Annotated in this window: 11 protein-coding genes; 9 read left to right on the top strand and 2 right to left on the bottom strand. The window is 28.5% G+C overall.

Annotation, left to right across the window (positions count from 1 at the left end):
* The first annotated feature begins 551 nt into the window (after positions 1–551).
* From Q0138_RS06245 to mtrA, 6 genes are all read left to right on the top strand, one after another.
* Complete coding sequence (locus Q0138_RS06245) at positions 552–1,385, top strand: methanogenesis marker 8 protein (RefSeq protein ID WP_297982150.1); 834 nt, start codon at positions 552–554, stop codon at positions 1,383–1,385.
* Positions 1,386–1,721: 336 nt separating this feature from the next.
* Entirely contained in the window at positions 1,722–2,360 is a 639-nt protein-coding gene (gene queC, locus Q0138_RS06240; protein ID WP_297982148.1) for a 7-cyano-7-deazaguanine synthase QueC, read from the top strand.
* A gap of 123 nt (positions 2,361–2,483) precedes the next feature.
* The gene (locus Q0138_RS06235) at positions 2,484–2,843 is read left to right on the top strand and encodes a 6-carboxytetrahydropterin synthase (protein ID WP_297982147.1); all 360 of its coding nucleotides are present in this window, start codon (positions 2,484–2,486) and stop codon (positions 2,841–2,843) included.
* Between the two features lie 81 nt (positions 2,844–2,924).
* On the top strand, positions 2,925–3,533 hold the full coding sequence (locus Q0138_RS06230; RefSeq protein ID WP_297982144.1) for a 7-carboxy-7-deazaguanine synthase QueE: 609 nt from the start codon (positions 2,925–2,927) through the stop codon (positions 3,531–3,533).
* Positions 3,534–3,864: 331 nt separating this feature from the next.
* Positions 3,865–4,287 carry a universal stress protein gene (locus Q0138_RS06225; protein WP_297982142.1) on the top strand — a complete coding sequence of 141 codons (423 nt, stop codon included), beginning with the start codon at positions 3,865–3,867 and terminating at the stop codon, positions 4,285–4,287.
* A 341-nt stretch (positions 4,288–4,628) separates the two neighbouring features.
* The gene (gene mtrA, locus Q0138_RS06220; RefSeq protein ID WP_297982140.1) at positions 4,629–5,213 is read left to right on the top strand and encodes a tetrahydromethanopterin S-methyltransferase subunit A; all 585 of its coding nucleotides are present in this window, start codon (positions 4,629–4,631) and stop codon (positions 5,211–5,213) included.
* A 310-nt stretch (positions 5,214–5,523) separates the two neighbouring features.
* Here the strand turns inward: mtrA and Q0138_RS06215 are convergent, their stop codons facing one another.
* Positions 5,524–5,973, bottom strand: a complete 450-nt coding sequence (locus tag Q0138_RS06215) for a MarR family winged helix-turn-helix transcriptional regulator (RefSeq protein WP_297982138.1) — start codon at positions 5,971–5,973, stop codon at positions 5,524–5,526.
* A gap of 478 nt (positions 5,974–6,451) precedes the next feature.
* Between Q0138_RS06215 and Q0138_RS06210 the strand changes: the two genes are divergently transcribed.
* From Q0138_RS06210 to Q0138_RS06200, 3 genes are all read left to right on the top strand, one after another.
* Positions 6,452–7,552 carry a cation diffusion facilitator family transporter gene (locus Q0138_RS06210; RefSeq protein WP_297982136.1) on the top strand — a complete coding sequence of 367 codons (1,101 nt, stop codon included), beginning with the start codon at positions 6,452–6,454 and terminating at the stop codon, positions 7,550–7,552.
* A 516-nt stretch (positions 7,553–8,068) separates the two neighbouring features.
* Positions 8,069–9,343, top strand: a complete 1,275-nt coding sequence (gene thiC, locus Q0138_RS06205) for a phosphomethylpyrimidine synthase (protein WP_297982133.1) — start codon at positions 8,069–8,071, stop codon at positions 9,341–9,343.
* A gap of 334 nt (positions 9,344–9,677) precedes the next feature.
* Positions 9,678–11,330 carry an ATP-dependent DNA ligase gene (locus Q0138_RS06200; protein ID WP_297982132.1) on the top strand — a complete coding sequence of 551 codons (1,653 nt, stop codon included), beginning with the start codon at positions 9,678–9,680 and terminating at the stop codon, positions 11,328–11,330.
* A 144-nt stretch (positions 11,331–11,474) separates the two neighbouring features.
* Here the strand turns inward: Q0138_RS06200 and Q0138_RS06195 are convergent, their stop codons facing one another.
* Complete coding sequence (locus Q0138_RS06195) at positions 11,475–12,542, bottom strand: glycosyltransferase family 2 protein (protein ID WP_297982130.1); 1,068 nt, start codon at positions 12,540–12,542, stop codon at positions 11,475–11,477.
* Positions 12,543–12,848: the final 306 nt, after the last annotated feature.

Genomic DNA, 12,848 nt, shown 5'->3' with positions numbered 1-12,848 from the left:
TCTTAAAATATTTATCGGCCTCTTAAAATATTTATCGGCCTCTTAAAATATTTATTAAGCTCTTAAAATATTTATCAACCTCTCAAATTCAAATATTATCTCATATTATCGCTTAAAGATTTAAATAATTTAAATTATTAATTAAATAATTATTTTTACATTAGATATCTTTAAACATTTAAACACCTATATGCCAATTAAAAGTTTAGATAATTTTCATACCTTTTTTATCTAAACTTTTATTATTTGGCTTTCTCTTTTTATTTTATTTCAATCTTTTTTTATTGATTCATTAATGATTTTATTTTATTTTTTTTAATCTTTTTTCATTGTTTCATTAATGATTTTATTTTTTTTTTAATCTTTTTTCATTGATTTATTAATGATTTTTAACTATTTTTAGTTTTTTTATTAATCCCTTAATGATTTTATTTTCTATTTTTGCAATAACTTTTATACTATGGCAAATAAAATAAGTTTATTTATTAAGTTTTTGATGGGTTGAATAATAATTGATTTTAATTAGTTTAAACTTAAAATGAGGTATTTTCATGGAGGAACATGTTATTGAAGCATTGGGGAAAGCTAGAGTTACTGTCAGAGATGGTAAGGTTGTGGATGTTGAAGATCCATTGATTGATTACTGTCCTTTATTTGCAAAACATAGGGGAATAGAGAAATTAACAAAAGAGGCAATTGCTGAAAATATTCAATTCAGAATAGATGATTTTGGAATGTGCAAGAAAAATCGCCAATTAAGGTTAAAGGACTTTTTGTCATTTGGCATTTCTGAAATTCTTTCCACTCTTCTCAATGACAATTTAATTGATTGTGCAGTAATGGTTTGTGAAGGTTGTGGAACCGTTTTGGTATGTGAAGGTGAATTGGCTCAAGGAGTTGGAGGAAGGGTTTCAGGTCTTGTAAGCACAAGTCCAATTCCAGAAATTATGGAAGAGTTTGGTCCAAATCATGTCTTGGACAGTGAAAACGCATCAATCAATCAGCTTGAAGGTGCTAAATTAGCTATTGAAAATGGTTATAAGAATATTGCAGTTACTATTGCAATTCCCGAAGACACCTTGGCTTTAAGGGAACTTGAAAGGGAATATGATGATGTAAACTTTTATCTTTTTACAGTTCACACTTCCGGAGTTTCAAGGGAAGGTGCAGAAATGATTTTTGAAAATGCTGATGTAATAACCGGATGTGCATCAAAACACATTAGGGAAATTGCAGAGGAAAGGGATGATTTTTCAGTAGGAACTTCCATTCCAATCATTGCAGTTACTGAGGCTGGTGAAGAATTTGTTAAATTAAGATTGGATAAGATTGGCGGACCAAAAAAGAAAACTGGAAATTCAAAATCTCCTAATCCATTAATTTAATTAATTTTTATTTCATTTATTCTTTTTAATTTCATTTATTCTTTTTTAATTTTATTTAATTTATTTAATTTAATTTATTTTTTCTTTTTAAATTTTCTAAATTCTTATTTAATTTTATTTAATTTTTAAATTTTTAATTAATTTTAGCATGCTTCTTATAGGATTTTTATTTATTTTTCCCTAATTTTTAGTTACATTTATATGTTTTTAAATCAATATTTTTTTAATAGCTATTTCTAAATTTTTTAATTTTTATATATTCATTTTAAAAAATTAATTATTTATTAAATTTTATCAATATTTTCAATATTTTGTTTATCAAGATGGTGAAACTTTATGGATGCTAAAAAAGTAGTTCTTATATTATCTGGAGGATTGGACTCCTCTACATTATTATATAAATTATTGGATGAAGGAAATGAGGTTACTGCACTCAGTTTCAATTATGGTCAAAAGGCAGCTATTGAAATTGAAAGGGCAAGCGAGATATGTGCAATGAATAATGTAAGCCACCGTGTCTTTGATATAAGAAACATTGTTGATTTGTTAAGCAGCAGTTTAACTGATGAGGATAATGACAATGTTTCAGAACCAATCAATACTGTAGTTCCAAGCAGGAATACAATTTTGCTTGAACTTGCTACTGCCTTTGCAATAAGCAATGATTTGGAAGAGGTTTATTATGGCGCAATTAAGGCGGATGTTGGGGATTATCCAGACACAACTCCTGAATTTTTAAATCAGATAAATGAATTGAATAAGGTAAACAATTATGAATACATTCCAATCAGGGCTCCTTTCATTGACACTGACAAGAAGGATGTTGTAAAGATTGCTATAGAATTGGGAGTTCCTATTGAAAAGACATGGAGTTGTTATGTAAATGATGACGGAACTCCGTGCGGTGAATGTTTTAGTTGTAAATCAAGAATAAAAGCTATTGAAGAGGCTAAAAAGGAATTGGGTATTGATTAATTTTTCATTTTGTTTAGCTATTGAAGAGGCTAAAAAGGAATTGGGTATTGATTAATTCCAATTTTGATTAGATTAATTAATTAAAAACTGTTTTATTAAATTATTGATTAGAGAGGTATTATTATGTTAACTTTAGTATCAGAACATAGAATTTATGGTTGTCACAAATTAAAAGATCAAGGTGGGAAATGTACCAAATGGCATGGACACCAATATAAAATTATTTTAACTCTTAAGGCTCCTTATAAAGACTTGGATTATAGAAATATGATTATGGACACTTACGATATTGAAGCAATCTTCAATGAGTTCATCGGTGTTGATCATTTGAATATAAATGAATTCATGAATTCCGAAAACCCTACAATGGAGGAAATGAGCAAATTCTTCTATGACGGTTTAAAGGACAAAATCGATTGCCTTACAAGTGTAAGTGTTTATGAAACTCCTGAAACTGGAGTAACTTATGAACCAATGGAATAAATTATTATTTATTTCATCTTTTTTTGAGTTTTTAAGTTTAATTTGTTCTTATTTTTTTTAAAATTTTAATAATGTTTTTAGGTGGTTAAAATTAAAGTCAGTGAAATATTTACATCATTTCAAGGTGAAGGACCTTATGTAGGAACTCCTGCAAGCTTTTTACGTCTTTATGGCTGTAATTTAAACTGTGAATGGTGTGATACTGATATTTCAACATATGAAATTTTGTCTGTTGATGAGGTTTTGGAGATTTTATTGACTCAAATGGAGTTCAATAATATTAAAACACTTATCATAACCGGCGGAGAGCCTACACTGCAGATGAAAGAGATTACTCGTTTGATTGATGATTTGCCTGAAGACATCCATGTTCAGATGGAAACAAACGGTTCTATCTTTGAATATCTTTCTGAAATTGATTATGTGGTAAGCCCTAAGGAAAATAAGGAAGAGGTCTTTAAAAATTATTATAAGTATGATAATGTTTATTTCAAGTTTGTAATAGAAAAGCAGGAAGATATTGATGAAATAAACGAATTAAAGAAAAAATACAATTATGACAAGACCATTTGGTTACAGCCTGAATTCAATAGGGACGTTGAGATTGCAAATCTGATTAGGGAGAATTTCCCAAGATTGGAAAATATTAAACTCTCTGTCCAAACTCATAAGTATCTAAAGCAAAGATAATGCTTAATTGGCATAAGTTTATAGGTGCTTCTTGTTTGATTTAAAGCAAAAATAATGCTTAATTGGCATAAGTTTATAGGCGCTTCTTGTTTGATTTAAAGCAAAGATAATGCTTACTTGGCATTTGGCTTATTTTTTATTTTTTCTTATTTTTATGTTTCAAATTCTTAATCGCTATTGTAAATTTATTTTATAATGTTCATTATTATTCATTATTGATTAAAAAAATTTGCCTTGTTTAAGTATATTTATATTGTATGGTGAACATATTATATAATAGGGATTTATATAAAAGATTTTTAACAATTTTAGTTTAAATTTGAGTGGAATTATGTATAAAAAAATTTTATTACCAACTGATGGATCTGAATATTCTGTTCGTGAAATTGAAAGAGCTAGTAAATTATTGGCTGAAGGTGGAGAGATAATTATTCTTTCTGTTGCTACTCAATTGAGAAAAACCACTTTTCAAAGATCAAAGGATATTGAAAAAGCTAATCAGGAATCCTATGATGAGGCTAAGGACTATGTTAAATCAATGAAAGATGCATTTGATGACAGCATTAATGTTAGCACAGTTGTTGAAGTAGGTTTCCCTTCCGAATCTATTTTAAAAGTTGCTGAAGAGGAAGATGTTGATTTAATTATTATTGCTTCTTCAGGTAGAAGTGGAATTCATAGGTTCGTAATCGGAAGTGTAGCAGAGAAAGTACTTAAAAACGCCGACATGGATGTTTTATTAATCCATAATTAGGTGTTTTTTCTTTTTTTATTTTTTCATCGTTTTATATTTTTTATTTATTTTTATTTTTATTCTATTTTTATTCTATTTTTATTCTATTTTTATCCTATTTTTACTTTATTAATGGGTTGTACTTTATTTATTTTTCTTTTTATGCTATTTATATTCTCTTTTTTATTAATTATGCTATAATTGGTCTTATTTTCTCTTTTTGTTACTTTTTACCCTTTAATAGTTACATAATCTTTAAATATGCTTTTTTATAATTCAATATTATAGAATTTTTAATTGTTTTTAAAATTAAATATTTAAAATTCTTTTTTTAAATAAAACTTAAAAATGGAGGATAAATTATGGTAGAAAAGAAAGCAACTTCTGCTACTTGGCCTGTAGTAAGTGGAGATTATATTGTTGGAGATCCTGAAAGCCCTGTTGCTGTAACCACCTTGGCTTCTCACAATGAGGACATTCCTGCAGCTGCTGGTGCAGCTATTGCAGGGCCTTGCAAGACTGAAAATTTAGGAATTGAAAAGGTTGTTGCAAATATTATTTCCAATCCAAACATCAGATTTTTAATACTTTGCGGTGCTGAAGTGCAGGGACACATTACAGGTCAAAGTTTTAAGGCATTGCATGAAAACGGTTGTGATCCTGAGAAAAAGAAAATTAATGGTGCTACAGGAGCTATTCCTTTTGTTGATAACCTTCCTTTGGAAGGGGTTGAAAGATTCCAAAAACAGGTGGAACTTGTTGACATGATTGACAATGAGGATGGCGGTGCAATCACTTCTAAGGTTAAAGAATGTATCGAAAAGGATCCTGGTGCTATTGAAGAGGATGTTTTAGTAATCAAATTAGATAAAAAAGAGGGTAAAAAGAGTAATGATGTTTTATTAAATTCTAATTATGAAAATGAGGAAATTGAGATTGAATCTTAGTTTTTTTATTTTTAAAATTAATTTTTTCTTTTTTTATTATTTTAGTTTAAATAGTCTTTTTTTCACTTTTTTCATTTATATTGTTTCTTTTTTTATTATTTTAGTTTAAATAGTCTTTTTTCACTTTTTTCATTTAAATTAGTTCTTTTTTTATTAATTTTTTTTATTTTAATTCTTTTTCACTTTTTAAATTTAAATTAATTCTTTTTTTTATTATTTCAATGATTTTCTATGCCTATTTATTTGCCAATTATGTAACTTGGTTAAATATTATTTTAAAAAAAATTAGGAATGCATTGATTTTCTTATTTTAATTAACAAAGTCAATAGATTTGTCTGAGATTTCGCGCATGATTTTTTTCATTGTTGCGATTTCTTCTTCTGTGTATCCTTCAAAAATATATGTTTGGAACTCTTTATAAAGTTTTATTGTATCTTTAAAGAAGTCTTCTCCTTTTTCGGTTAAGTATAATTGTCTACGGGTATTGTTGCTTTTATCTATGGTTTTATAGATTAATCCCTTTTCTTCTAATTTTTTAAAGGTTTTTGCAATATTTGCTTCGGATACATAAAGATTTTTTGCTATTTCCCTTTGACTGGTTCCTTCATGATAGTACACTTCAGAAATAAACATTATTTCTGCAGGATTTATGGCTAGGTCTGTACTAGCATCTCTAAAGAATTTTTCAAAGCTTTTTCTGAATTTATACCATGAAATAAGAAAACTATTCTTGTTGTTAAAGATGGTGTCTTCATCCATTTTATTTCCTCATTAGTAGATAGTAATATGTATAATTTTCTTAACATATAAGTTTTATTTATTTTTTGAATAAATGCATAATAATTCTGATTTTTACTGAATAATGTATACTTTTTAGTCATTATTCTTGGATTTTTAAATAATACTTTTGATAAAACATTGAATATTTTTTAATTTTTATTATAATTTTCATTATTTTGTAATCTTTTTTTATATTTTTTCTAAAATTTTTCCATTATTTTCCGATTTTTTTTAGACTTTCTTATTTTTGAACTTATTTCATTTTTTATTGTTTTTGTATTGTTTCTTTAGTATTGTTTTTAATATTTCTATTATTTTTTGAACTTATTTAGTTCATATGATTAAAATTATGAATATTTGACTAATATCTTATCTAATAATCATATTATGTATATTTAAATAATATCTTATCCAATTATTAATTAGGACTGTTTTAAAAATTATTTTGAGGTTTATTATGGAAAGGGATAAGATCATTGTAAAAACCAGTGTTATTGGAATTGTTGTAAACTTAATTCTTGTTGCATTTAAGGCAACTATAGGCATTTTGGTAAACAGTATTGCAATTACTTTGGATGCTGTAAATAACTTGACTGATGCCTTATCTTCAATAATTACAATTATTGGAACTAAATTGGCTGGAAAAAATCCGGATAAAAATCATCCGTATGGTTATGGCAGAATTGAATACTTTTCATCAATCATCATTGCAGTGATTGTATTGTTGGCAGGTATTACTGCATTGCAGGAATCCGTTCCTAAGATCTTTAATCCAAGCCTTGCAGACTATACTTTTGTATCCATATTTATCATTGCTGTTGCAGTTGTCGTTAAATTCATTTTGGGAAGATATGTGAAAAACATTGGAAAGGAAATCAATTCTCAGGCTTTGGTTGCTTCAGGTAGTGATGCATTTTTTGATGCTGTATTGTCATTATCCACTGTGATTGCAGCTATCATAAGTGTATTTTGGAAAATTAGTTTGGAAGGGATTTTAGGTACAATCATTGCATTTGTAATTATAAAGGCAGCTATTGAAATGTTATCTGAAACCTTAAGCAGTATGATTGGTTCTAGAGTCGATAATGAAATTACTGATGGGATTAAGGAAAAAATATCTTCATTTGATGAGGTTTTAGGAGTTTATGATTTGACCTTGCATAATTATGGTCCTACACAATTGATGGGATCTGTTCATGTTGAACTTAGGGATGACATCAGTGCACGTGAGATTCATAAGTTAACAAGGGAAATTCAATATTGTATTTATGGAGAATATGGTATTATTCTAACTGTAGGTATTTATGCATCAAACACTGAAACAGGAGAATCTGGAAAGATTAAAGAGGATTTAACTAAAATTGTGGCTAATTATCCTGATATTATTCAAATGCACGGATTTTATTTTGATGAAAGAGTTAATCTGGTAACTTTTGACTTGATTATTGACTTTAAGGCAGACGCTAAAGACATAAGAAATAAGGTTTTAGCAGAAATAATTGCTTTGTATCCTGATTATCACTTTGATGCAATTTTAGACGCAGATTATAGTGAATAATTAAATGATTCTTTAATTCTTTATTTTTATTAATTTAATTCATTTTTTAATTTTTCTTTTAATTTTTCTTTTAATTTTTATTTTAATTTTTATTTTAATTCTTTATTTTTATTAATTAATTCATTTTTTAATTTTTCTTTTAATTCTTTTTCTATTCATTTTTTTAAGTTTAAGAATCTTTTTTATCGATTGTTTAATTTTCTCAGTTAATCTTTTAAAATTGTATAAAATTTATTTTTAAAATTCTTAATACAAACTTTATTTAATAATAAGATACATATTTTAATATGTTATAAATTATCGATTTTTTAAGTATTTTTTAAAATATTTGATTGGTAATTTGATTAATTTATTTTAAGATTTGTTTATTAGTCATTTTTTGATTAATTTGTTTTAATTATTGAGGATTGGTCATTTTTTGATTAATTTAACAAAATTCAATATAAAATTCAAATTTAAAAAGATTATTAAGATTATAAAAATATTCATTTTGTCAAAAAGAAAAAAGGTGCTTTAATGACTCAAATGACTGAAGCTAAAAAAGGTAATATTACTCCTGAAATGAAGGCTGTAGCTGAATATGAAAGAGTAGATGTGGAAAAGATATTAAAGGGAGTAGCTAATGGGACTATAGTAATTCCTAAAAACGTAAATCGTGAGACAAAGGCTTGTGGTGTTGGTCAGGGATTATCAACTAAAATTAATGCAAACATAGGTTCCTCCAATCAAATCGAGGATATTGATTTGGAGGTGAAAAAGGCTAAACTGGCTGTTGATTTTGGTGCTGATGCAATAATGGACTTAAGTACCGGTCCAAAGCTATTGGAATTTAGAGAAAAGATTATGTCTTCTGTTGATGTGCCGATAGGAACTGTACCTATTTATGAGGCTGGTGTAATCACCTTAAACAAGGGTAAGGAAATTGTGGACATGGATGAGGATGATATTTTTAACTCCATTATTCACCAGGCAAAGGACGGAGTGGACTTCATGACACTTCACTGTGGAATCAACAGGGATTTGGTTGATAAATTGCAAAAGGCTAAAAGGGTAATGGGCATTGTAAGTAGGGGAGGAACTTTCCTTGCTTCTTGGATTTTACACAATGAAAAGGAAAATCCTTTATATGAAAATTACGATTATCTTCTTGAAATTGCAAAGGAATATGACATTACATTATCTTTAGGTGATGGTTTACGTCCAGGCTGTCTTTTGGATGCAACAGACACTTCCCAAATTCAGGAATTGGTCACCCTTGGAACACTTGTTAAAAGATCCCAGAATGAAGGGGTTCAAACAATGGTTGAAGGACCAGGTCATGTTCCATTAAATCAAATAAGGTCAAATATGGAGATTCAGAAAACCCTATGTCATGGAGCTCCATTTTATGTTTTAGGACCTATTGTAACTGATTTGGCTCCTGGTTATGATCATATCACTTCAGCTATTGGCGGAGCTATTGCGGCTTCAAGCGGTGCAGACTTTTTATGTTATGTAACTCCTGCTGAACATTTGTCATTACCTTCCCTTGAGGATGTAAAGGAAGGTGTAATTGCTAGTAAAATAGCTGCAGAAGCTGCAGATGTTGCTTTAGGATTGGATATTGCATGGGAAAAGGAAAGTAAAATGGCACATGCAAGAAGAAACTTCGATTGGGAAGGACAGTTTGATTTGGCCTTTGATAAGGTTAAACCTCGTCATTACAGAAACAAGTGTGAATTGGAAGACGAGGAAATGTGTTCAATGTGCGGAGAATATTGTGCTGTTAAGATTGCAAAAGGAGACTTTTAATCAGAGTTTTACTTTTTCAAGGGACAATCAAGATTTTTTGTCATGGAATTGAAAAGCTTTTTAAATGAGCATGTTTACATTTTTATTAGGGATTTATTTTTAATGAATTCAGAATTAACTTAAATTGTATAGGGGATTTATTTTTAATGAATTCAGAATTAACTTAAATTTTATTAGGGATTTATTTTTAATGAATTCAGAATTAACTTAAATTTTATTTAGATTTAATGTTTATTTCAAATTTAACTAAATTATTATTTGGATTTAAATGATTAATTCAAATTTAACTTAAATTGTTTAAAATATTAATTCATAAAACTAAAGAGGGATTAATATGAAATATCAGGAACTTGTTAATGTTTATGAAGCATTAGGTGCAACTACAAAAAGATTGGAGAAAACAGCTATTCTTGCTGATTTTTTTAAAACAGTGGAAATTGATGATTTGCCAAAAATAACATTGATGGCTTTAGGTCGCGTTTTCCCTTCTTGGAGTGAAGATGAACAGGGAATCGGCGATAAATTAATCATGAAGGCTGTTGGAGATGTTGTAGGTGTTTCAGTGGATACAGTGGAAGATGCTGTACGTGATGAAGGGGATATTGGGGCCGCTGCAGAGAAATTGTACTCCAAAAAGACTCAAATGACCTTTTTTTCACAGCCTTTAACAGTTGATTTCGTTTATAATCAATTAAGAAAATTGGCTAAGATTTCCGGAAACAGATCAACTGCCAAGAAGATTTCAAATATTTTGGAACTTTTATCCTCTGCTTCTGCAGTTGAAGCCAAATATATTACAAGAACTATCCTTGAAGAGCTTAGGATTGGTGTAGGTGAAGGTATTCTAAGGGATGCAATATCAGTTGCTTTTGATGTTGACAAGGCTGTTTCTGAAAGGGCACATATGTTGACAAATGATTTAGGTCTTGTTGCAAAAGTGGCTAAGGAAGAAGGTGAGGAAGGTCTTAAAAAACTTACTTTAGTTCCTGGAAGGCCTGTCAAGCCAATGCTTGCTCAATTGTCTGAAGGCATTGGAGTCAGTGTTGAGGAAATGGGCTGTGCACTTTGTGAGACAAAATATGATGGTTTCCGTACTCAATTCCATAAAAATGGTGATGAAATCACTTTATTTACCCGTCAATTGGAAAATGTAACTCATGCTTTTCCAGATGCAATAAAGATTATCCGTGAAGGCTTGCCTGATGAGGATTTCATTCTTGAAGGTGAAATCATCGGTTTTAGAGATGGCAGACCTCTTCCATTCCAGACAGTATTGCAAAGGGTGAGAAGGAAATATGATATTGAGGAGATTATGAAAAAGGTTCCTATCAAAATATTTTTATATGATTTAATCTACTTTAAGGAAGCTACTGTTGATGAACCTATCAAAAAACGTCGTGAGATTCTTGAAAGTATTGTAGATTGCTCAAATCCTAAATTAAACCTTAGTGACAGTGTGTTTGTAGGGCCTGAAAATATTGATGATGCAGTAAACCTATTCAATAAATCCCTTGAAGGGGGACATGAGGGAATAATGATTAAGAATTGTTCTGAACCCTATATTCCTGGAATCCGTGGTAAGAAGATGTTGAAATTCAAGGCAGAACCTGAAACATTGGATGCAGTCGTTGTAGGGGGAGTTAAGGGAATTGGAAAGAGAGGAAACTTTATTGGATCCTATCAGATAGCTCTTCGTGATGAAAATGATGAATTGCAGACAATTGCCCATGTAGGTACCGGTTTGTCTGATGATGATTTGGCAAATCTTACTGAAAGGATGGAAAAACTGAAAATAAGTGAAAAGGGAACTAGAATTACTGTTCACCCAAGGATTGTATTTGAAATATCCTATTCTGAAATTGTTAAGAGTCCTGAATATGATGCAGGTTATTCCTTACGTTTCCCAGTTGTTAAAAGAATTAGAACTGATAAAGGTTTAGATGATATTGATACAATTGAAAGATTGGAATCAATGTTCAGGGCTTAAATTAGTTTTTAGTTCTTTATTCTTTTTTTATTTTATTTTTTATTTAGTTTTATTATTTATTTTTTAAAAATAGTATTTATTCTTTTTTATTTTATTTTTAGCTATTTTAATGTCCTAATTTTATTTAGTTTCAATTTATTAAAACTATTTTTCCAATTTATTGTATGGGAAATATTTGAAATTGTGTTTTTCAATCTCTTTTAGAACCTTTTTTTTGTCTTCAGGGTATTCATTCAAGTATTTTCTCATAAGTCCTGTTTGTCCTCCACAACAAATCTTGATGTATTTTTGTATTTTTTCACTTTCTGCATGTTCTAAACTTGAATTTAAATCCTCAATGACTTTTAATCTTCCCAATATGTTAAATTCGTAGGATAATTCTTGTCTTGAAACTGATGAGCTTCTTTTAAGTCTGTAATATATTGCTTCCTCATTTCTGTCAATTACATAAAATTCAAAGTCAAATTTTGAATATAATCTGCCATAATAGGAGATATCCTCTCCATTTTCCAAATCAGTATTGAATTTTGTGCTTTTAATCGCTGAACTTGGTATTGCTTTTGCAGTGATGATTGAAGCAAGATTTGCAAATTTTACAGGAGCTTCCTTGATTATTCCATGTTCTTTATTAGAAAAAGGCAGTACATAAGATTCCATTTCCTCATGGCTTTCCTCATCAATGTCAATGAAATTGCTCATGACAATACGATTTTCTTTTGAATGTTCTAAAAGTTTTTCTAGGTAATTTGGGCTTATAAAATCATCATCATCAACAAAAGTAGTAAATTCTCTTTTAACAAGATCTATTCCAATATTTCTTGCATTTCCCGCTCCACTTACTTTTGTAAAATGAATTTTCACATTTATTTCAGGATTCTTTTCCATAAATTCATTTAAGATTTCTATTGTTGGATAAAGGGAGCCGTTTATGATAAAAATAAGTTCATATTGTTCGGAAGACAAGCTTTGGTTTTCAATGCTTTCAAGCAATCCTTTAATATGATTTTCTCCATTGTATGTAGGGATAATTACGCTGATTCCTTTGCTGAATCTTTCTTGAGAAATTAAATCATTCTTATTAATATTGAATTTCTTATTCATTTGTTCATTTTCTTTTTTTAAGGACTCATTTTCCTTTTTCAGTTTTTCAGCTTCACTTTTGTAGTGATTGAATTGATTGCTTTTGGATAAAATACTGTTTTTCAATGACATAATTTCCCTACTTGATTTTTATAATATATTATATTTTTTTATTTAAATTAAATATTTTTGTTTCAAATTCCTTTTTAGATTTTTATTATTTTTTGCATTTGTTTTGAATTTTTATTTTTTTTCTTGAATTTTTAGATTTTTATTATTTTTTGCATTTGTTTTGAATTTTATTTTTTTTTCTTGAATTTTTAGATTTTTATTAAATTTTTGCATTTGTTTTGAATTTTATTTTTATTTTAAATTTTACTACTCAAATTGAATTTTAATCATTTAAATTAATATTTCAAGATTAAATCATTATTAATT

It is taken from the genome of uncultured Methanobrevibacter sp. (genome assembly GCF_937906425.1).
GTDB lineage: Archaea > Methanobacteriota > Methanobacteria > Methanobacteriales > Methanobacteriaceae > Methanobrevibacter.
Note: the sequence above shows the minus strand (reverse complement) of the source record. Positions and strands in the feature narration are given on the sequence as shown.

Bases quoted from the DNA above. Each gene is read 5' to 3' on its own strand.
- Q0138_RS06245 (WP_297982150.1), top strand. From the start codon at position 552: ATGGAGGAACATGTTATTGAAGCATTGGGGAAAGCTAGAGTTACTGTC.
- queC (WP_297982148.1), top strand. From the start codon at position 1,722: ATGGATGCTAAAAAAGTAGTTCTTATATTATCTGGAGGATTGGACTCC.
- Q0138_RS06235 (WP_297982147.1), top strand. From the start codon at position 2,484: ATGTTAACTTTAGTATCAGAACATAGAATTTATGGTTGTCACAAATTA.
- Q0138_RS06225 (WP_297982142.1), top strand. From the start codon at position 3,865: ATGTATAAAAAAATTTTATTACCAACTGATGGATCTGAATATTCTGTT.
- mtrA (WP_297982140.1), top strand. From the start codon at position 4,629: ATGGTAGAAAAGAAAGCAACTTCTGCTACTTGGCCTGTAGTAAGTGGA.
- Q0138_RS06215 (WP_297982138.1), bottom strand. From the start codon at position 5,973: ATGGATGAAGACACCATCTTTAACAACAAGAATAGTTTTCTTATTTCA.
- Q0138_RS06210 (WP_297982136.1), top strand. From the start codon at position 6,452: ATGGAAAGGGATAAGATCATTGTAAAAACCAGTGTTATTGGAATTGTT.
- thiC (WP_297982133.1), top strand. From the start codon at position 8,069: ATGACTCAAATGACTGAAGCTAAAAAAGGTAATATTACTCCTGAAATG.
- Q0138_RS06200 (WP_297982132.1), top strand. From the start codon at position 9,678: ATGAAATATCAGGAACTTGTTAATGTTTATGAAGCATTAGGTGCAACT.
- Q0138_RS06195 (WP_297982130.1), bottom strand. From the start codon at position 12,542: ATGTCATTGAAAAACAGTATTTTATCCAAAAGCAATCAATTCAATCAC.